Source organism: Halomonas cerina, from assembly GCF_014192215.1.
GTDB classification, from domain to species: Bacteria; Pseudomonadota; Gammaproteobacteria; order Pseudomonadales; family Halomonadaceae; genus Halomonas; species Halomonas cerina.
On record NZ_JACHXP010000026.1, the window covers coordinates 1 to 18,314 of the forward strand.

An 18,314-nucleotide genomic window follows, 5' to 3' on the forward strand; every position below is an offset into this window, starting at 1 on the left:
GCGCGCTCGTTGCCGCCGGCCTGGTCGAAGCCGGCGACGGTGTTCAGGAAGTCCTGCACTTCGGGAGTGTCGAAGATCTTCACGGTCATGGTCATACCCTCAGTATAATGTTCGGCATCCTGCGCCGGGGATCAGGAGTCGTCGTCGCGGATGGAGGACGGATGGCGACACAGCGGCTTGACGCTGATCTCCATGTAGGGGAACAGCGGCAGGTTGCTGACGAGTTCCTGCAGCTCGGCATTGTCCTCGACGTCGAAGATGCTGACGTTCGAGTAGCTACCGGCGACCCGCCACAGGTGGCGCCACTTGCCGGCGCGCTGCAGCTCCTGGGAGTAGGCCTTCTCGGTTGCCTTGATCTCGGCGGCCTGCTCGGCCGGCATGTTCGGCGGCAGCTTGACGGTCATTTCCACCTGAAACAGCATGGTTCTCTCCTCTCGATGTGGTCTCGCCTGGTGAGGGGTGCGTGTCCTTGAGCCTAGACCCTAGGAACAAGTGTCACTTGCGCGCCGTCACTTGCGTGAGTAATGGACCAGCTTGTCTTCATCCAGGGTCACGCCGAGGCCCGGCGCCGTTGGCAGATCGACCCCGAAGTCATGGTAGTTGAGCGGCTCGGTCACGATGTCGTCGGTGAGCAGCAGCGGACCGAACATCTCGGTGCCCCAGGCCATCTCGGGCAGCGTTGCCCAGGCATGCAGCGAGGCGGCGGTGCCGATGGTGCCCTCGAGCAGGGTGCCACCATAGAGGCCGATGCCGGCGGCCTGAGCGACGCTGGCCAACTCCAGCACGCCGCGCGGACCGGCGGACTTGGCAATCTTCAGCGCGAAGGCACCGCTGAAGCCGCCGGCGGCCAGCGACAGGCCATCGCGGGCATCCTGCACCGCCTCGTCGGCCAGCATCGGCACATTGAAACGCTTCGACAGCCGGATCAGGGCTTCATGCTCGCGGGCGGGCGTGGCCTGCTCGATCAGCTCGATGCCGGCATCCTGCAGCGCCTGGATGCCGCGCACGGCGGTGGACTCGTCCCAGGCCTGGTTGACGTCGACCCGCACGCTTGCCCGCTCACCTAGGGCGGCCTTGATGGCGGCCACATGACGCACGTCCTGATCGACCGGGTTGGCGCCGATCTTGAGCTTGAAGTCACAGTGACGACGCTCGTCGAGACGCTGGAAGGCCTCGTCGATGTCCTTCTGGGTATCGCCGCTGGCCAGGGTCCAGAGCACCGGCAGGTGAGCCTCGCGGGCGCCACCCAGCAGCTCGGCCACCGGGACGCCCAGACGTTTGCCCTGGGCATCCAGCAGTGCGGTTTCCAGCGCCGACTTGGCGATGGCGTTACCGCGCGCGTGGCGGTTCATCAGGGCACGCAGCGCATTGACGTTGCCGGACGGCTGGCCGACCAGCAGCGGCGCCAGGTAGGTGTCGATGTTGCATTTGATGCTCTCGGGGCTCTCGGGGCCGTAGGCCAGGCCACCGATGGTGGTGCCCTCGCCGACCCCCTCGATGCCGTCGCTGTGGCGCATTCGCACGATCACCATGGTCTGGCAGGCCATGGTGGTCATGGAGAGCTTGTGGGGGCGGATGGTCGGCAGGTCGACCAGCAGCGTCTCGATGCGTTCGATCACGGATGACATGGGAGGCTCCGAAGTTCGGCAATCAGGTGATTGCGTGGCAGTTTGATTGCAGCGTGAAGACCGAACCAATATTGTTTGAGTGACTTGCCATACCCTGGAGGTATCATGGAACTGCGCCACCTGCGCTACTTCTGCGTGGTCGCCGAGGAGCTCAACCTGACCTGTGCGGCGGAACGACTGCACATGTCACAGCCGCCTTTATCCAGACAGATCAAACAGTTGGAGAAGGAGGTCGGGGCCGAGCTATTCGAGCGCAGCTCCCGGGGGCTGCGTCTTACGGCCACTGGCCAGTTCTTCCAGCAGCATGCCCTGCAGATACTGGAAAAGGTCGATGCTACCCTGGAGGCCACCCGCCACATGGCCCGCAGCAAGCGCGTCATGTTTGGCATCGGCTTCGTCCCCTCGGTGTTCTATGGTCAGTTACCGCTGCTGGTCCGCGACTTACGACAAAAGGATAATGTCGAGCTGACCCTGGCGGAGCTGACCACGGTCCAGCAGATCCAGGCGCTCAAGGCGGGCCGCATCGATATGGGGTTCGGCCGTCTCAAGATAGACGACCCGGAGGTGGTGCAGGAGGTGCTCTTCGACGAACCTCTGGTGGCCGCCCTGCCCAGCGGCCATCCACTGGAAGGGACCACCCCCACCCTGGCCGAGCTTGCCCGCTATCCGCTGGTGCTGTTCCCTGCCAAGCCGCGCCCCAGCATGGCCGACATGGTGCTGGGCTTGTTCCGGCGACAGGGGCTCAAGGTCGAGGTTGCCCAGGAGGCCAACGAACTGCAGACGGCGCTGAGCCTGGTGCACTCCGAGATCGGCATCAGCCTGGTGCCGGAGCAGGTCCGCCGTGTCCAGCGCGATGGCATCGTCTACACCTACCTCGCCGACCGCAGCCTCACCATTCCGGTGATCTGCAGCCGCCGCCGCGGCGAAGCCCCATCGCCGCTCATGCAGGAGGCCAATGCCATCCTGCGCGTCCTGGTGGAAAACCGCCGCAGCGGGCGCTATCCCTGACGGTCGAGGCGTCGCCTCACATCGCGAACAGTGCCACCAGCGAGTCGATGAAGACCCGCAACCGCGGCGTCAGATGACGATGGTGGGGATAGAGGATGGTCATGGGCATGCCCGACACCACTGCCGGCGTAGTGGGGTAAGAGGGCCAGCCTGGCATTTCACCCCTGCTGCCACGGATTGACAAGCGGCACACCGAGGCTTGCGAAGTCCTTCACGTTGCGGGTGGCCAGTATGGCCCCATGGCATAGGCAGATCGCTGCGATCTGGGCATCTGCTATTTGCACCGCCCTGCCCGCCTGTTCGCTGGCGACAACCCGCTCGGCATAGTGAATCGCCGCTTCGCCGTCAAAGGATAGGATGCGACCGGCGAAGTCATCATCAAGCATCCCCGCCGCCATGACCGCCAGCGACCTCTTGCGACGGCCGGCCGGCAGGCGCTGAATGCCGTAGAGGATCTCGGCCACGGTAATCGACGTGATGGCCACCGTGGTTGCCACCTGCGCATCCAGCCAATCGACAATGCCCGGCGCGGGTGCCGGGCGCATCAACTCGGAGAGCACATTGGTGTCGAGCACCATCACTCTTCGAACTCCGCCGCCCGCGGGCGCTCCTCACGGCTCGGCAGCTCCAGGTCGACACCGCCCTCCTCTGCGAAGCGCTGCCGAATCCGGCTGCCTAGGCCGCGTTCGGGACGGGGCGCCAGCGCCCGCCGCAAGATAGTACGCACCTCCTCCTCCATGGAGTGCCCATGACGTGCCGCCGCCAGGCGCAGCTCAGCCTTCAGGTCGTCATCCAGGTTACGGATCGTGATGGATGCCATGTGGTCCTCCCCTCGCTTACTGATATCAATGCCATCATTGATAGCAATATAGCCCACTGGTTCCTGCCTGCCACTGATGGCCTGCGCCCGCGAGCACACCGTGACGATGGCCTGATCCCCGCTCACGTCGCGAACAGTGCCACCAGCCAGTCGATGAAGACCCGCAACCGCGGCGTCAGATGACGATGATGGGGATAGAGGATGGTCATGGGCAGGGGCGGTAGGCGGTAGTCGGGCAGCAGCTCTACCAGGGTGCCCGCCTCGAGCTGGCGTGAGACGTGGTAGCGCGGTACCTGGATGAGGCCGAACCCCGCTTCGCAGGCCGCCACATAGGCCTCGCCATGGTTGACCGCCAGGTCGGCGGGCAGGTCCCGGGGCTGTTCGCGCCCCTCGACCGAGAAGGCCAGCGGATCCAGCCGCCCGGTAGTGGGCGACAGGTAGGCCACACAGCGATGGCCCGCCAACTGGTCCAGTGAGACGGGGCGGCCATGGCGCGCTACATAGTCGGCGCTGGCGCAGGTCACCTGCTCCAGGGGCGGCAGCGGCCGCGCCACCAGCGTGGAATCCTTGAGCTCCCCGATGCGTACCACGCAGTCCACACCCTCGCCCACCAGGTCGACCCGACGGTCACCGCTGCCCACCTCCAGTAGAATATCCGGGTAGCGGGCCTGGAAATCGGGCAGTGTGGGGATCACCACCAGGCGGCTCAGCGAGGCCGGCAGGTCGATGCGCAGCCGCCCCCGGGGCCGATGGGCCACTTGGGCGAGCGCGCTCTCAGCCTCCTCGATCTGGGCCAGGATCTCGCGGCAGTGCCGGTAGTAGGAGTTCCCATCCAGCGTCGGACTCACCTGCCGCGTCGTGCGCTGCAGCAGGCGCACCCCCAGATGGCTCTCGAGTTGCTTGATCAACGTGCTGGCTGAGGCACGCGAGATGTCGAGCTGCTCCGCCGCCCGGGTGAAGCTGCCCAGTTCCACGACCCGGGTGAACAGCTGCATCGCCTGAAGTCGATCCATGGCCAGGGTCTCTCAGGACTATCACAGATAGCGATATCGCTCGGGGCTAATCCATCGACAAGCCTGCGAGCGGGGCCGGCCCTCCGGAGGCGCTGTGAATACTTCCCTGTACGCTACCGACGCCCTGCTTCGCTCTCGCGTCCCGCTTCACTCGCAGGACCGGTGTTGGCCATCCATGGCCAGCCCGTTCGTAGCAGTGCTCCTCACCCATGGCGTAGGACCTCCTCTCCGGCTTGTCCCCGGCACCCCTCGTCAGACTCAACTGCGATTGCCCTGCAGGGTCGCCCTTGCTCCATCCAATATTGTTCAACCTGAGTGAACAGTATTGTCACATCAGGGCTATTTATCAATTCCTGCGCGCCCAATAGGCTGATCTGCGAACCGCATGTGGCCATCGCACTCCGCATGCCGGCAAATTCTCGTCCCGGAGAGCGCTATGCTGCACAAGGATCTTTCCCTGTCGGCCGTCACGGCCGGCTTCCTGGCGGTGCTGGTTTCCTATTCCGGCCCGCTGATCATCTTCTTCCAGGCCGCCCAGAGCGCCGATATCTCGCCGGCCATGATGACCTCCTGGGTGTGGGCGGTCTCGCTGGGTGCCGCCGTCTCGGGCATCGGGCTGAGCCTGTGGCTCAAGGTCCCGGTGGTCACCGCCTGGTCGGCGCCGGGGACCGCGCTGCTGGTCACGTTGTTTCCCGAGATCACCCTCAATGAGGCCATCGGCGCCTACCTCACCGCGGCCGTTATCCTGCTGCTGATCGGCCTCAGCGGCGGCTTCGACCGACTGCTGCAGGCCATCCCCCGTGGCATCGCCGGGGCCATGATGGCCGGCATCCTGTTCCAGTTCGGCGTCGGGGTCTTTCACTCGATCGAGTCGGCGCCGGCCCTGGCGCTGGGCATGGTCGCCGCCTACCTGGTGCTCAAGCGCCTCTTTCCGCGCTATTGCCTAGTGATGCTGCTGGGCGTGGGCATCGCCTTGGCAATCGGCCTGGAAGGGGCCAGCCTGGAGGGTGTCGGCCTGTCGCTGGCCACACCTACGCTGATCGCGCCGGCGTGGTCTTGGCATGCCACCCTGAGCCTGGCCCTGCCATTGGTGCTGGTCAGTCTCACCGGGCAGTTCCTGCCAGGCATGACCATCATGCGCAACGCCGGCTACACGACGCCGGCTCGCCCCATCATCACGGTGACGGGCCTGACCTCGCTGGCCACCGCCTGCTTCGGCGGCATTACCACCGTGATCGCGGCGATCACCGCCGCGCTGTGCACCAGCCCGGAAGCCCATGACGACCCCGACAAGCGTTACGTGGCCGGCATCGCCAACGGCGTCTTCTACCTGATCGGCGGTACCTTCGCCGGCACCATCGTGGCGCTGTTCACCGCCTTACCCGGCACCTTCATCGCCGTGCTGGCGGGGCTGGCCCTGGTGGGCGCCATCGGCAGCAATCTCGAGGCGGCGATCACCGCCACCGACCACCGCGAAGCCTCGCTGCTCACCTTCCTGGCCACGGCGTCCGGGATGTCCTTCCTGGGCCTGGGCTCGGCCTTCTGGGGCGTGGTGATCGGCACCGCCGCCTACCTGGTGCTGCACCGCCCGTGGCAGCGCCCGGCCCGTCGGCTGCCCGATACGGGCAACGCCGCAGAGCGTTCATGACCCACGGCCGCCCGGCGGCCGGTCTATGCCCTCTGACACTTACTGCCGCCCATGAAAGCGCCCCGCCCAGGAAACCGGGCGGGGCGCTTTCATGGCAAGGGCGGGTGCGCCGATTCAGGCGCCGAGGCGAATCAGCTTGCGATTGACGAACTCGTGCATGCCGTCGTGGCCCAGTTCGCGACCGAACCCGGAGCGTTTCACGCCGCCGAAGGGTAGCTCGGCGGCCGAGCCCGGCCCCTCGTTGATATGTACCATGCCGGCCTCGAGCCGCTCGGCCAGGCGTCGGGCCCGCTCGAGGTCCCGCGACTGGATCACTGCCCCCAGGCCGTAGGCGGAGTCGTTGGCCAGGCGCACCGCTTCGTCCTCATTCGACACCGGATAAACGACCGCCACCGGGCCGAACAGCTCCTCGTGGAAGGGACGCATCTCGGGGGTCACCCCGGTCAGGATAGTCGGCGCGTACCAGGCCCCTGGACGGTCAAGACGATGACCGCCGGTGACGACCCAGGCACCCTGGGCGACGGCATCCTGTACCTGGGCGTCGAGCGTCTGGAGCGCCGCCTCGGAGGAGAGCGGGCCCATGAAGGTGTCTTCGGCCATGGGGTCCCCCACGACGATGCTTGCCACGGCATCCTGGAAGGCGCCCAGGAAATCGTCGTACACGACACGATCGACCAGGATACGCTTGGCGGCGTTGCAGGCCTGCCCGGCATTGCCGAAACGGCCCAGCAGTGCCTGCTGCACGGCCTGCTCCAGATTGGCGTCGTCCAGCACGAGAAAGGGATCGGAGCCGCCCAGTTCCAGCACCACCTTCTTGAGGTAGCGACCGGCGATCTCGGCCACCGCCGAGCCGGCGCGCTCGGAGCCGGTCAGCGACACCCCCTGGACCCGCGGGTCGGCGATGATGTCCCCGGCCTGGGCGTTGCTGGCATAGACATTGACGTAGGCACCCTCGGGAGCGCCGGCATCCTGGAAGATCTGCGCCATCGCCCGGGCCGACTCGGGGCACTGGGGCGCATGCTTGAGCAGGATCGTATTGCCATTCATCAGATTGGGCGCGGCGAAGCGGGCTACCTGATAGTAGGGAAAATTCCAAGGCATGATGCCGAGCAGCACACCAAGCCCCTGCTTGAGGATCACCGCGCTGCCGCCGCCGGCAATCTCGATGGGTTCATCGGCCAGAAAGCGCGGTCCATGCTCGGCATAGTAGCGATAGATGGACACCACGATGTCGATCTCGAGGCCGGCCTGGAACCGCGGCTTGCCCATCTCGCGGCTGATGATGGCGGCCAGTGGATCGCGGCGCTCGGCGTAGAGGTCGGACACCCGGCTCAGCAGGGCGGCACGTTCGGCGACGCCGCTACGGCGCCATTCGCCGAAGGCATGGTGGGCGCGCTCGATGGCACTCACGATCTCGGCATCGGTGGCCGTGGGAAAGGTCTTCTCCATCTCTCCGGTGGCCGGGTTGGTCACGGCATACTGGGTCATCGGGTCGTTCCTGTTGTGATTGTCGTTACGCTCGTTCTGACATCCTCAGGGCAGGTCATGCCGGGCATCGGTGTGCACGTGTACCAGGGCCGGCTGTCGTCGACCGGTGACGGCCGCCAGCGCCCGCTCGATGGCGGCCTCGGCCTGATCGTTGGCGGTGACGGTCTCGCCATGGCCGCCATAGGCGCGGCATAGGGCGGCGAAGTCAGGGTTGGCGAGTTGGGTGCCGCTGACCCGCTCGGGGAAATGCATCTCCTGGTGCGCCCGGATAGTGCCGTATTGGCCGTTGTCCATCACCAGGATCAGCATGGTGGCGCCATGCTGCATGGCCGTCGCGATCTCCTGGCCATTCATCATGAACTCGCCGTCACCGGCCACCACCACGCACAGCCGCTCAGGGCTCTCGAGCGAGGCCGCCACGGCGGCCGGCACGCTGTAGCCCATGGAACCGTTGCGGGTGCTGAGCTGACTGGGGAAGGTGCGAGTGGGCAAATAGCGCTGGGCCCAGGCACAGTGGTTGCCAGCACCGAAGCTGTAGATGGCATCGGCTGGCAAGCGCTTGACCAGCTCGCCTACCACCGCGCTCATATGGGCGGTGCCCGGGCGCGTCTCGGGCAGTTCGGGGACGGCCGGCAGCACCGGATGCAGTTCACCGGCGACTTCGTGGGTGATCACGTCTTCGGGCAAGCCAATCACCACCGGCCCGGGACGTCCCGAGCAGGCGGCGAAGAAGGCCTCGGCGACGACCTCGGAGGCACGCTCTGCCTCATCGAGCACGAAGACCCGCTTGCACTGGGTCCCGAACCAGGCATGAGGGTCGAACTCCTGAAAGGACTCCCGCATGCGATCGGCCACCGGAATCAACCCCACGAACAGCACCATAGGCACGGCATCCTGCCAGGCGGTATGCAGGGCCACGAAGGCATTGGCGGCACCGGGGCCGCGGGTGACCATGGCCACCCCGGGCTGGCCGGTCAGCTTGCCGTGGGCCTCGGCCATGTAGGCGGCACCGCCCTCATGGCGGCATACCACGGTATCGATCTCGGAGGCATAGAGGCCATCGAGGACGGCCAGATAGCTCTCGCCGGGCACCACGAAGGTCCGCTCGACACCGTGCAGAGCCAGGGAATCGACGATGGCCTGGCCGGCATGCTTATTGTTCAAGGCTAGCTCCTGGGTTTCAGAGGTGAGTCTGGGGCCATGCTAGAACCGGCTCCACGGCGTGGATAATGCTTTATTTCACTCGCGTGATACGCCCAGGGCATGATGCGTAGGACCTTTAGCTGCCCCTTCGTGGCAACCGGGGTACGACCCTCATTCATGCACCACTGAACACCACGCCTTCCAGCAGGCCTCGACGCGTCTCTAGAAAGGCCTCGATCTCCGCTCCAATTGGACCACTTCAGCTCTGCAAGGACTGCGGTGGGCGGACGAGAACGCCTCCAATACGCTGATAGAGAGAAACAGGCCGCCATGAAGGTGGCGGCCCTTGGGATCAGAAGGAGATGACCTCGCCGTCGGCGGGGATCGAGACATGATCTTGGATGCCCTCTTCCTGAACGTAATTGGCCAGTTCGTCACGGTTTAGCGTCATATGGTTCACGGCGTCCATATGCACCGCGATGATGGTCGCATTTGGGGCCGCCTGATGGGTACGCAGCGTATCTTCCTTGCCCATGATGATGGGGTCATCTTCGAAGCCTGTTATCTCGGCGGCGCCGGTGTTCAACACGATCACCTCGGGGTTGTAGCGCTCCAGTGACCGTTCGACCTCGTCGCGCCAGACGGTATCGCCGACCACATAGGTGGTCTTCTGTCTCGGCGCCTCGAAGACCACCCCCATGACATCGCCGAGCAATTGTGCGAGTTCGGGGATAGCATAGAGGGTATCGGAGCCGTGCTGGCCGCCCGTCTTGTGGAGCTGCACCCCGCCGAATTCGTCGTCACCATCGAGGATGCGCACATCGCTGAAACCCTGGGAGCGAATCAGCTCGGCATCGGCGGCATTCTGGGCGAACAGGGGAATGTCCTTCGGCAGCAGCTCCTGGGCGGCGGCGTCCCAGTGGTCGAGGTGGGTGTGGGTGACAATCACGGCGTCCGCGTCATCGATCACATCCTCTGCCGGCATTGGCAGCCCAACCAGCGGATTGCGCAACTCGCTGCGGTAGGTGTCCTCGAAGCCCGGATAGGCGCCCTGCTCGACTACCTGCGAGAACACCTGGCGGAATCGCACACCATCGACGAACTCGCTGCCCGTACCGCCATGAGCCGACGTACCTTCACGCGCCATTTCCAAAAGGCCACCGGCATGACGGTGGTGGCATGGCTGGTGAGCGAGCGGTTACGGCAAGGGCGCGAGCTGTTGGAAACCACGTCTTTGTCGGTCGAAGCGATTGCGGAAAGGATCGGTTTCCATACGGCCACGTCGTTCCGGCAGCATTTCAAGCAGCACCATCGGGTCAGCCCCCGCGACTGGCGCAAGACCTTTGGTGAAACCGCCTGACTATCATCGGGCCTACCTTTCCCTCCTCCGCCGTTGACCGCGCTCATGGCTTCACCGGTTCAACCGATAGAAGCCGCCGGCGAGCCCCATCGGGTCTCGGGAGCAAGCGCTTGGCTTAGGCAACAGGGTAATGCGATCGACTCCTGACATTCCGTTCAGTCACCTTCTGAAACTGACAACCGAGTTCCTGGAGAGCACCGCCCCCTACCAGAAGACCATCGTGTTCTGCGAGGACATCGACCATGCCGAGCGCATGTGCCGGGCGTTGGTCAACCTCAACCCCCAGCGCGTGGCCGAGAACCGCAAGTACGTGATGCGCATCACCGGCGACGAGGGCAAGGCCGAGCTCGACAACTTCATCGACCCCGAGGCGCGCTACCCGGTCATCGCCACCACCAGCAAGCTGATGACCACCGGTGTCGACGCTCAAACCTGCACGCTGAGATACACCGCCCCTCGGGCTGTCCGAGTGCAAAAGTTCCATGCAATCCGCTTCATCAAGGATGCCGACACGGCATTGTCCAGACTGACCGCCTCAAGCGTAGACTCGCTGGTTACGCTTGGCGCCTTGATGCCAGGCTCCATCTCCAATCACACGAAGAGGCCACACATGAAACCGACCCTTGCCGTCCTTGGCCTGCTTGGCAGCGCCCTGCTTGCCTCCCCGGCCTTCGCCGCCCCCACGCCGGTCCAGATCGATGCCGAACTGGAGAAACAGATCATCGAATGGCGGCGCGATATCCACCAGCACCCCGAGCTGGGTAACCAGGAAACCCGCACCGCAGGCCTGGTGGCCGATCATCTGCGCGAGCTGGGTCTGGAGGTCGAGACCGGGATCGCCGAGACCGGCGTGGTGGGCCTGCTCAAGGGCGGAAAGCCCGGCCCCACCATCGCCTTTCGCGCCGACATGGACGCCCTGCCGGTCACCGAGCAGGTCGACTTGCCCTTCGCCTCGGACGTCACCACTACGCTCAATGGTGAAGAAGTGGGGGTGATGCACGCCTGCGGCCACGACGCCCATGTGGCGATGCTGATGGGCGCCGCCGAGCAGCTGGCCGCCATGCGCGACGAGCTCGCCGGCAATGTGCTGTTCATTTTCCAGCCCGCCGAGGAGGGCGTGCCCGGTGCCGAGACCTGGGGCGCCGAACAGATGCTGGCCGAGGGGCTATTTGAGCGCTACCAGCCCGAGGCGGTGTTCGGCATCCACGTGATGACCAGCATGCACACCGGTGTCGTCGGCTATCGCAGCGGCCCGGTGCTGGCATCCTCCGACACCTTCGAGATCACCGTGAACGGCCACCAGACCCATGGGGGCATGCCCTGGAACGGCGTGGACCCGATCGTGACCGCGGCCCAGATCGTCACCAACTCCCAGGCCATCGTCAGCCGCCAGGTCGATATCACTCAGGCCCCCTCGGTGCTCTCTTACGGGATTATCGAGGGAGGCGTACGCCAGAACATCATTCCCGAGCGCGTCAACCTCGAGGGCACCCTGCGCAACTTCGACATGGACGCTCGCCAGCAGGTATTCGACAGCCTGACCCGTGTCGCCGAATCCACCGCCGCCGCCAACGGTGCCACTGCTGACGTACATATCCACGAGGGCTATCCGGTGACCATCAACGACCCGGCGCTGGTCGAGGCGATGCTGCCGATCACCCGCCAGGTCGCCGGCGACGACAAGGTAGTCGAGGCGTCGCTGCGCACCCCGGCCGAGGACTTCTCCTTCTTCGCCCTCGAGGTGCCCGGCATGTACGTGACCCTGGGGGCCACGCCCGAGGACCAGCCACTGGCCGAGGCGGCCCCCAACCACTCGCCCTACTTCCATTTGGATGAAGACGCCCTGGCGACCGGCACCAACCTGTTCGTCAACTGGGCACTGGGCTATGACGCGGCCCAGGCCGACGGCGCACAGGAGGGCTGAGCGTTGTTCAGGCACCCCCCATCGCGCACTCCAGCCTGTCCAGCAGCCGCATGCTGGGCAGGCAACTGGTAAAGGACGCCTCGGGCTCGCGGCCTTCGAGGATGGCGGCGATGAATTCCTGATCCTGGGTCGCAAAGCCATTGCCCGTCAGGGCGACCGCCTGCCCCTCGTGGTCCTTGAGCGCGTCGCGGAAGGCATGGAAGGTATCCTCCTCGCCGATATAGCGGTAGAAGCCGCCAAAGGGCCCGCGGTTGTTGAAGGAGAGCGCCAAGGTCGCCAGCACACCGCCCCTGCTGCGCAGGCCGATCGACATGTCCATGGGAATGCCGAGCTCGGGATGGTCCGGCCCACGGCTGCCCCATACCTCGAGGTCAAAGTCGTCGAGCAGCCAGGCGAGCAGGTCGACGCTGTGGCAGGCGTGGTGCCACAGCAGGTTGTCGACCCAGCGCCGCGGTTGGCCCTGCATATTAAGGTTCTCGCGACGGAAGAAGTAGGTCTCCGAGACCAGATGCTGCAGGTGGAACTCGCCGACCTGAAGGCGTCGCCTGAGTTCGCGGTGCGGGGCATTGAAGCGTCGGGTATGCGCAACCATGCAGACGAGCCCGGACGCCTCGGCCCGGGCGGTGATCCACTCGGCATCGGCCAGGGACAGGGCCATGGGGATCTCGCACAGCAGGTGCTTGCCGGCACCGATCACCACCTCGGCCTGCTCGGCATGCTGTGGACTCGGCGTGGCCAGGATCACGGCATCGAGATCGTCGCGGCCCAGGGCCTCCTCCAAGCTTGCGACCACCTCGGGGATGCCCCACTCGGCGGCGAAGGCCCGGGCATCGGCCTCGACACCGCCCACCAGGCCACGCACCGCCACACCCGGTATCGGCTCAAGGGCCTGCATATGCACGCCGGCGATACCGCCCTCGCCGACCAGCAGCAGTTGCACCGGTTGCTTGATCATCATGCTCCTCCGGGTCGTGGCGAGCAGCGACCGGCTGGGCGCTGGGCGCTCAGTGGCTATTCCAGCGATTCGTAGGGCAGGCCCACATAGTTCTCGGCGATGGTGGTCAGCCCCGCCTCGGAGCTGGTCACATAGTCGAGCTCGGCCTGCTGCATGCGAGTGGTGAAGTCCTCCTCCTCGGAAAACTTGTGCAGCAGAGAGGTCATCCACCAGGAGAAACGCTCGGCCTTCCAGATGCGCTTGAGGCAGGTCGCCGAGTAGTTGGGGATCAGGTCGGTACGCCCTTCCTGGTAGACCTTGACCATCAATCGGTAGAGGGTATTGACGTCGCTGGCCGCCAGGTTGAGGCCCTTGGCGCCGGTGGGCGGCACGATATGGGCGGCATCACCCACCAGGAAAAGGCGACCGTACTGCATGGGCTCGACCACGAAGCTGCGCAGCGGCGCGATGCTCTTCTCGATGGAGGGGCCGGTCACCAGCTTGTCGGCCACGTCATCGGGAATGCGCCGCTTGAGCTCCTCCCAGAAGCGCTCATCGGACCAGTCCTCGACCTTCTCATCCAGCCCCACCTGGATGTAGTAGCGGCTGCGGGTCTCGGAGCGCTGGCTGCACAGGGCGAAGCCGCGATCGTGACGGGCATAGATCAGCTCGTCGGAGACCGGCGGGGTATCGGCGAGCAGGCCCAGCCAGCCGAAGGGGTAGACCTTTTCGAACTCCTTGATGCGATCCTTGGGGATCGACTGGCGCGACACGCCATGGTAGCCGTCGCAGCCGGCCACGTAGTCGCAGTCCAGGCGCACCGTCTCGCCGTCCTTCTCGAAGGTGACGTAGGGGCTGTCGAGGTCGTGGGGCTGGACGTTGTCGGCCTCATAAATCGTCTTGCCACCGATGGCTTCGCGGGCCTCCATCAGGTCGCGGGTGACCTCGGTCTGGCCGTAGACCATCACCGTCTTGCCGCCGGTCAGGCCTGCCAGGTCGACCCGCACCCGGCGGTTGTCGAAGGCCAGCTCGACGCCGTCGTGGGGCAGCCCCTCCTCGTCCATGCGCGCATCGACGCCCGCCTCGCGCAGCAGGTCGACCATGCCCTGCTCCAGCACGCCGGCACGGATACGGCTAAGCACATAGTCGCCAGACTTGCGCTCGAGGATGACGTTATCGATGCCCTGGCGGGTAAGCAGCTGGCCGAGCAGCAGGCCCGCGGGGCCGGCGCCGATGATGGCGACTTGAGTCTTCATGGGGATGGCTCCGTTGTTGTCGATAGGGGGTGAAAAAGAATCAGTGAACAAGTGTTCGCTATGTAGATTGCATTTTTCACTGAAACTCACGCCCATATAAGGCAATATTGGCAGCCACACTTGGATATTCCCAATATCTTGACACGACTTTGGTCGAAGCCTACCCGACAGGAGGCGCCATGACCCCGCCGGCTGCTAGCGTCCCGGTCTTCAAGCTCTACGGCGAGACGCACCCCTGGCCCACACCAGACCTGCTGCATTGCGAGTCGATTCCCGAGCGTAGCCGCCTTCACGACTGGCGCATCCAACCCCACCGCCATGCCGACCTGGTGCACCTGCTGCACCTCTCCGCGGGTCGGGTGACGCTGGAGCTCGAGGGCAGCGTCCGCGAACGCCAGGCGCCCCTGGTGATCATGGTGCCGACCATGAGCATCCACGGCTTTCGTTTCTCGCCGGACACCCAGGGCCATATCATCACCCTGGCGCGCCCGCTGACCGAGCGGCTCAGCGCTGACCTGGCCGACCAGGCCGGCGTGCTCGGCCGAGCCGAGGCCCGTGGCCTGGACGACGCCCGGGAAGCGGCCCGCATCGCCACCCTGGTGGCTCAGATCAACGACGAGTATCGTCAACCGGCCCCGGGACGAGAGCGACTGCTGACCGCCCTGATCGAAGCGCTGACGGTAGAGGTGGCCCGCCTGGCCGACCACGATTGGCGCCCCGCCGCCCGCCCGCTGCCCCATGGCCGCAGCCGTGCCCTGGAGCACCTGCAGAACTACCAGGCGCTGATCGAGGCGCAGTTTCGCCAACAGCCCAGCGTCGAGCGCTTCGCCGAGCAGCTGGGCATGAGCAGTGCCCACCTCAACCTGCTGTGTCGACGACTGGCCGGCCGCAGCGCCCTGCAGCTGCTCCACGAACGCCTGCTGCTGGAGGCCAAGCGCCAGCTCACCTATACCAATATGACCATCAGCGAGGTCGCGGACAGCCTGGGCTTTTCCGAACCGGCCTATTTCACGCGTTTCTTCAAGCGCCTGACGGGCCTATCGCCCCGGGATTTCCGACGTCGCCAGCCCGGCGCCTGAAGCCCTTACGACGGCGCCCCGGGGTTGAGTTGAGTGTCCAACTTTCGGGGTGCAGTTCAGGTAGCTGAGGGGGCATTCTCATCGGTGGCATCCACCCGATACACAAGGACCGGCCTCTGGCCGGTCCTTGTCATTGGCGCTCAAGCGTCGGCTTTTCTCATTCACGCCGCGCCTGTCTTCGAGGCTTTATTCGCGTTCCACTCCGTTCAGTTCCACTTGGACCATCTTGCTAGAAGCCGGCTTCCTTCTGGTGACGAACGGCCAACACCACCACGGTGTCGCCGTCGAGACGGTACCGGGCGATATAGCCGCTATCACCGAAATCAATCAGCCACTCCCGGTATTCTTCGGGCAACTCCTCGATCGGGCGGCCGATATTGGGGAATTTTCCAAGCTCCTGGATGCCCTGGATGATCGACTTAGCGGCTCGCTCGGCTGCCGCTGGATTCTTCGGTCGCAGGAACTCACGCAGCCGCTCCAGATCTCGGAGCGCTGCCGGCGCGAAGATCACTTGTGGCATGTTGGGGCCGGGTCTTCATTATCCGTTCCCCAAGTGGCCAGCCACTTCTCCACTTCGCCAGCGGTCGCGTGCAGGCCCGTAGCCTGGTAATCCTCCCAGGCCTTGAGCGTGTCTCGCCTGAAGGCCTCCCGCCTTTCCTCACGCTCCACATACTGCTCGATGGCCTCACGCATGAGCCAGTGTGCCGAGCGCCGGCGAGCGTCGGCCAGGTGCTGAACCCGCCCTTTCAGGTCGTCGTCGAGCTTGATGGATGTTGGAGTTGCCATGCTGACCTCCGTAGTTAGAGGTAATACCTATAACTACTATAGGTCACGCCAACCTGGCTGTCGATGAGGGGGCACCACCGAAAACGCATCTGTTCTGTACGTAGAATCGATCATGGCGTATCCACTCGTGTTAGATCAGTCAACAGGATACGCCACCCTTCCTGCCTCCTCCCATACACCAGACTTTGGCTTAGCCCTCAAACACGGTGTGCATCAGGCGCGAGCTCGGGCCCGACGCTCAAACGCCTCGGCACTCACGCGATGGGCAGGCCCCACCTGCACCTGGCGAGACGGTGACGAGCCGAAAGGCCTGACGACAAGGGGCGCATATCACGAAGCGGGGCGCCCTTTGGGGCGCCCCGCTTCGATCTTATGGCCTCCTGTCACGCCCAGCGGCGCGGACAGGGAAGCCAGCCTCAGAGCAAAAACAGCGTGGTCAGCACCGGGAAGAGGATCAGCAGCGCCAGGCGCAGCAAGTCGGAGACCACGAAGGGCGCGACCCCCTTGAAGATCTCGCCCAGCCCCACATGGGGGGCCATGGCCTTGATCACGAAGACGTTCATCCCCACCGGCGGTGTCATCAAACCCAGCTCCACGGTCAGCACCGTGATGATGCCGAACCACACCGGATCGATGCCCAGCGACACGATGATCGGGAACACCACCGGCACGGTGATCACCAGCATGGCGATGGAGTCCATGAACATGCCGAGCACGAAGTAGAGCAGCAGGATGCACAGCACCACCACGATGGGGGCCAGGTCCATGCCGAACAGTAGGTCGCTGATCGTGAACGAGATGCGCGACACCGAGATGAAGTAGCCCAGGGTCTCGGCACCCACCAGCATGAAGAACACCACGCTGGAGAGCGCCAGGGTCTCCTGCACGCTGCGCCACAGTTCCTTGCCGCGCATGCCCTTGACCAGGGCGTAGAGCAGGGTGGCGAAGGCCCCGACGCTGGCCCCTTCCGTTGGTGTGAAGGCGCCGAAGTAGATGCCCAGGATGATCACCAGGAAGACCACAAAGAACGGCACCAGGCCGGTCATTGACTTCAGCTTCTCCATCCAGGAGGTCGGCTCGCCGGCCACCGCCAGCGACGGCTTGAGGCGCATCACCACGGTGACCGTCAGGGCGTACATCACCAGGCCCATCAGCCCCGGCACCAGGCCGGCCATGAACATGTCGCCCACCGACTGCTCGGTGAGAATGGCGTAGATCAGCAGTGCGATGGAGGGCGGGATCATGATCCCCAGGGTGCCCCCGGCGGCCAGCGCCCCGGTGGCCAGGCCGCGGTTATAGCCGTAGCGCTCCATCTCCGGCAGGGCGACGCGGGTCATGGTGCTGGCGGTGGCCAGCGACGAGCCGGAGATCGCCGAGAAGACGCCGCAGGAGCCTACGGCCGCGATGGCGAGCCCCCCTTTCCAGCCGCCGCAGATGGTGCGCGCCGACTCAAACAGCTTGCCGGCCATCCCCGAATGCGCCGCCAGCACCCCCATGAAGATGAACATGGGCACGGCACTGAAGCTGTAGTTGGAGAGCACCTCCACCGGCACGGTCTTGAGCTGGGCGATGGCGGCGTCCCAGCTGATGATCTGGGCGAAGCCCACCACCCCGATGATCAGCATGGTCAGCGCCACCGGCACTCGCAGCACCATCAGCACCAGCAGCAGGCCCAGGCCGATGGCGCCGATCATTTCACTCCCCATGGGACACCTCCCCCTCGGCACCGAAGACGGCACTCAGCAGTGCGTGGATCAGGCTGCGCAGGCCCAGCAACAGGCTGAGCACGGCGGCCATATAGTAGATGGGTCCCATGGGCAGGCGCAGGTCCTGGGTCACCTCGCCGTGGCGAGCCGCCGCCGTGGCGGAGTCCAGCAGGCCGATGAACAGCACCAGCCCCAGGGCCGCGAAGCCCAGCAGGTAGACGCCATGCAAGCGGTTCTTGAGGTTGGGCGAGAGACCGTGGGAGAAGGCCTCGACCACTACCTGGCTCTTCTCCACGTTGGCCGCCATGGCCGCCAGCAACGAGAGCAGCATCAGGTAGCTGACCAGCTCCACACTGCCGATCACCCGCAGGGCGATGGCGCCCTCGGTGAGGCGGTAGAGATAGCGCGTGCTGACGTCGGCGATGGTTACCCCGAGCAGCGCCAGCAGGGCGATACCGGCCACAATCTTGCACAACAGGGCCAGCCAGTGGCTGGCCCGTTCCAGAGTCGATTGCATAGCC

The 18,314-nt window shown here is 65.2% G+C and carries 19 protein-coding genes and 1 pseudogene; 6 read left to right on the forward strand and 14 right to left on the reverse strand.

What is annotated here, in order from left to right; all coding sequences use genetic code 11:
• Nucleotides 1-131: 131 nt before the first annotated feature.
• Nucleotides 132-422 carry a muconolactone Delta-isomerase gene (gene catC / locus FHR94_RS17855; protein WP_183327846.1) on the reverse strand — a complete coding sequence of 97 codons (291 nt, stop codon included), beginning with the start codon at nucleotides 420-422 and terminating at the stop codon, nucleotides 132-134.
• Between the two features lie 87 nt (nucleotides 423-509).
• Entirely contained in the window at nucleotides 510-1,628 is a 1,119-nt protein-coding gene (locus FHR94_RS17860) for a muconate/chloromuconate family cycloisomerase (protein WP_183327847.1), read from the reverse strand.
• A 105-nt stretch (nucleotides 1,629-1,733) separates the two neighbouring features.
• Between FHR94_RS17860 and FHR94_RS17865 the strand changes: the two genes are divergently transcribed.
• Nucleotides 1,734-2,636 carry a LysR family transcriptional regulator gene (locus FHR94_RS17865; protein ID WP_183327848.1) on the forward strand — a complete coding sequence of 301 codons (903 nt, stop codon included), beginning with the start codon at nucleotides 1,734-1,736 and terminating at the stop codon, nucleotides 2,634-2,636.
• Between the two features lie 158 nt (nucleotides 2,637-2,794).
• Here the strand turns inward: FHR94_RS17865 and FHR94_RS17870 are convergent, their stop codons facing one another.
• The 3 genes from FHR94_RS17870 to FHR94_RS17880 form a co-directional block, all read right to left on the reverse strand.
• The gene (locus tag FHR94_RS17870; protein ID WP_221188534.1) at nucleotides 2,795-3,214 is read right to left on the reverse strand and encodes a type II toxin-antitoxin system VapC family toxin; all 420 of its coding nucleotides are present in this window, start codon (nucleotides 3,212-3,214) and stop codon (nucleotides 2,795-2,797) included.
• Nucleotides 3,214-3,456, reverse strand: coding sequence for a FitA-like ribbon-helix-helix domain-containing protein (locus tag FHR94_RS17875; RefSeq protein ID WP_183327850.1), 243 nt, complete (start codon nucleotides 3,454-3,456; stop codon nucleotides 3,214-3,216). The genes FHR94_RS17870 and FHR94_RS17875 overlap by 1 nt, the downstream gene beginning before the upstream one ends.
• A 122-nt stretch (nucleotides 3,457-3,578) precedes the next feature.
• Complete coding sequence (locus FHR94_RS17880; RefSeq protein WP_183327851.1) at nucleotides 3,579-4,469, reverse strand: LysR family transcriptional regulator; 891 nt, start codon at nucleotides 4,467-4,469, stop codon at nucleotides 3,579-3,581.
• A gap of 436 nt (nucleotides 4,470-4,905) precedes the next feature.
• Between FHR94_RS17880 and FHR94_RS17885 the strand changes: the two genes are divergently transcribed.
• The gene (locus FHR94_RS17885; protein WP_183327852.1) at nucleotides 4,906-6,117 is read left to right on the forward strand and encodes a benzoate/H(+) symporter BenE family transporter; all 1,212 of its coding nucleotides are present in this window, start codon (nucleotides 4,906-4,908) and stop codon (nucleotides 6,115-6,117) included.
• A 114-nt stretch (nucleotides 6,118-6,231) separates the two neighbouring features.
• Here the strand turns inward: FHR94_RS17885 and FHR94_RS17890 are convergent, their stop codons facing one another.
• From FHR94_RS17890 to FHR94_RS17900, 3 genes are all read right to left on the reverse strand, one after another.
• Nucleotides 6,232-7,605 (reverse strand): NAD-dependent succinate-semialdehyde dehydrogenase, encoded by a 1,374-nt coding sequence (locus FHR94_RS17890; RefSeq protein ID WP_183327854.1) that lies wholly within the window; start codon nucleotides 7,603-7,605, stop codon nucleotides 6,232-6,234.
• A 45-nt stretch (nucleotides 7,606-7,650) separates the two neighbouring features.
• The gene (locus FHR94_RS17895) at nucleotides 7,651-8,769 is read right to left on the reverse strand and encodes a thiamine pyrophosphate-dependent enzyme (protein ID WP_183327855.1); all 1,119 of its coding nucleotides are present in this window, start codon (nucleotides 8,767-8,769) and stop codon (nucleotides 7,651-7,653) included.
• 331 nt (nucleotides 8,770-9,100) lie between these two features.
• Complete coding sequence (locus FHR94_RS17900) at nucleotides 9,101-9,823, reverse strand: MBL fold metallo-hydrolase (RefSeq protein ID WP_343064687.1); 723 nt, start codon at nucleotides 9,821-9,823, stop codon at nucleotides 9,101-9,103.
• A gap of 18 nt (nucleotides 9,824-9,841) precedes the next feature.
• On the opposite strand from FHR94_RS17900, the gene FHR94_RS17905 reads away from it, so the two are divergent.
• The 3 genes and pseudogenes from FHR94_RS17905 (at nucleotide 9,842) to FHR94_RS17910 (ending at nucleotide 12,032) form a co-directional block, all read left to right on the forward strand.
• Nucleotides 9,842-10,108 carry a helix-turn-helix domain-containing protein gene (locus FHR94_RS17905; RefSeq protein WP_343064688.1) on the forward strand — a complete coding sequence of 89 codons (267 nt, stop codon included), beginning with the start codon at nucleotides 9,842-9,844 and terminating at the stop codon, nucleotides 10,106-10,108.
• Between the two features lie 178 nt (nucleotides 10,109-10,286).
• Nucleotides 10,287-10,598, forward strand: a pseudogene (locus FHR94_RS20120) (type I restriction endonuclease subunit R); the annotation flags it as partial.
• Between the two features lie 120 nt (nucleotides 10,599-10,718).
• Nucleotides 10,719-12,032, forward strand: a complete 1,314-nt coding sequence (locus tag FHR94_RS17910; RefSeq protein ID WP_183327905.1) for an amidohydrolase — start codon at nucleotides 10,719-10,721, stop codon at nucleotides 12,030-12,032.
• Between the two features lie 7 nt (nucleotides 12,033-12,039).
• Here the strand turns inward: FHR94_RS17910 and FHR94_RS17915 are convergent, their stop codons facing one another.
• Together FHR94_RS17915 and pobA are read right to left on the reverse strand one after the other, a co-directional pair.
• Nucleotides 12,040-12,990, reverse strand: coding sequence for a Gfo/Idh/MocA family oxidoreductase (locus FHR94_RS17915; RefSeq protein WP_221188535.1), 951 nt, complete (start codon nucleotides 12,988-12,990; stop codon nucleotides 12,040-12,042).
• 53 nt (nucleotides 12,991-13,043) lie between these two features.
• Complete coding sequence (gene pobA / locus FHR94_RS17920) at nucleotides 13,044-14,222, reverse strand: 4-hydroxybenzoate 3-monooxygenase (RefSeq protein ID WP_183327857.1); 1,179 nt, start codon at nucleotides 14,220-14,222, stop codon at nucleotides 13,044-13,046.
• Nucleotides 14,223-14,401: 179 nt separating this feature from the next.
• On the opposite strand from pobA, the gene FHR94_RS17925 reads away from it, so the two are divergent.
• On the forward strand, nucleotides 14,402-15,301 hold the full coding sequence (locus FHR94_RS17925; RefSeq protein ID WP_183327858.1) for a helix-turn-helix domain-containing protein: 900 nt from the start codon (nucleotides 14,402-14,404) through the stop codon (nucleotides 15,299-15,301).
• A 229-nt stretch (nucleotides 15,302-15,530) separates the two neighbouring features.
• On the opposite strand, the gene FHR94_RS17930 is transcribed toward FHR94_RS17925, so the two are convergent.
• The 4 genes from FHR94_RS17930 to FHR94_RS17945 form a co-directional block, all read right to left on the reverse strand.
• A complete protein-coding gene (locus tag FHR94_RS17930) occupies nucleotides 15,531-15,821 on the reverse strand; it encodes a type II toxin-antitoxin system RelE/ParE family toxin (RefSeq protein WP_183327859.1) in 291 nt (96 codons plus the stop codon).
• Nucleotides 15,809-16,087, reverse strand: a complete 279-nt coding sequence (locus FHR94_RS17935; RefSeq protein WP_183327860.1) for a CopG family ribbon-helix-helix protein — start codon at nucleotides 16,085-16,087, stop codon at nucleotides 15,809-15,811. Before FHR94_RS17935 ends, FHR94_RS17930 begins: the two co-directional genes overlap by 13 nt.
• Before the next feature lie 416 nt (nucleotides 16,088-16,503).
• Entirely contained in the window at nucleotides 16,504-17,793 is a 1,290-nt protein-coding gene (locus tag FHR94_RS17940; protein ID WP_183327861.1) for a TRAP transporter large permease, read from the reverse strand.
• Nucleotides 17,783-18,310, reverse strand: coding sequence for a TRAP transporter small permease (locus FHR94_RS17945; protein WP_183327863.1), 528 nt, complete (start codon nucleotides 18,308-18,310; stop codon nucleotides 17,783-17,785). The genes FHR94_RS17940 and FHR94_RS17945 overlap by 11 nt, the downstream gene beginning before the upstream one ends.
• Nucleotides 18,311-18,314 lie beyond the last annotated feature (4 nt).

Excerpts from the sequence above, each read along its gene's own strand:
- catC (WP_183327846.1), bottom strand. The coding sequence starts at position 422 with ATGCTGTTTCAGGTGGAAATGACCGTCAAGCTGCCGCCGAACATGCCG.
- FHR94_RS17860 (WP_183327847.1), bottom strand. The coding sequence starts at position 1,628 with ATGTCATCCGTGATCGAACGCATCGAGACGCTGCTGGTCGACCTGCCG.
- FHR94_RS17865 (WP_183327848.1), top strand. The coding sequence starts at position 1,734 with ATGGAACTGCGCCACCTGCGCTACTTCTGCGTGGTCGCCGAGGAGCTC.
- FHR94_RS17870 (WP_221188534.1), bottom strand. The coding sequence starts at position 3,214 with ATGGTGCTCGACACCAATGTGCTCTCCGAGTTGATGCGCCCGGCACCC.
- FHR94_RS17875 (WP_183327850.1), bottom strand. The coding sequence starts at position 3,456 with ATGGCATCCATCACGATCCGTAACCTGGATGACGACCTGAAGGCTGAG.
- FHR94_RS17880 (WP_183327851.1), bottom strand. The coding sequence starts at position 4,469 with ATGGATCGACTTCAGGCGATGCAGCTGTTCACCCGGGTCGTGGAACTG.
- FHR94_RS17885 (WP_183327852.1), top strand. The coding sequence starts at position 4,906 with ATGCTGCACAAGGATCTTTCCCTGTCGGCCGTCACGGCCGGCTTCCTG.
- FHR94_RS17890 (WP_183327854.1), bottom strand. The coding sequence starts at position 7,605 with ATGACCCAGTATGCCGTGACCAACCCGGCCACCGGAGAGATGGAGAAG.
- FHR94_RS17910 (WP_183327905.1), top strand. The coding sequence starts at position 10,719 with ATGAAACCGACCCTTGCCGTCCTTGGCCTGCTTGGCAGCGCCCTGCTT.
- FHR94_RS17915 (WP_221188535.1), bottom strand. The coding sequence starts at position 12,990 with ATGATGATCAAGCAACCGGTGCAACTGCTGCTGGTCGGCGAGGGCGGT.
- pobA (WP_183327857.1), bottom strand. The coding sequence starts at position 14,222 with ATGAAGACTCAAGTCGCCATCATCGGCGCCGGCCCCGCGGGCCTGCTG.
- FHR94_RS17925 (WP_183327858.1), top strand. The coding sequence starts at position 14,402 with ATGACCCCGCCGGCTGCTAGCGTCCCGGTCTTCAAGCTCTACGGCGAG.
- FHR94_RS17930 (WP_183327859.1), bottom strand. The coding sequence starts at position 15,821 with ATGCCACAAGTGATCTTCGCGCCGGCAGCGCTCCGAGATCTGGAGCGG.
- FHR94_RS17935 (WP_183327860.1), bottom strand. The coding sequence starts at position 16,087 with ATGGCAACTCCAACATCCATCAAGCTCGACGACGACCTGAAAGGGCGG.
- FHR94_RS17940 (WP_183327861.1), bottom strand. The coding sequence starts at position 17,793 with ATGGGGAGTGAAATGATCGGCGCCATCGGCCTGGGCCTGCTGCTGGTG.
- FHR94_RS17945 (WP_183327863.1), bottom strand. The coding sequence starts at position 18,310 with ATGCAATCGACTCTGGAACGGGCCAGCCACTGGCTGGCCCTGTTGTGC.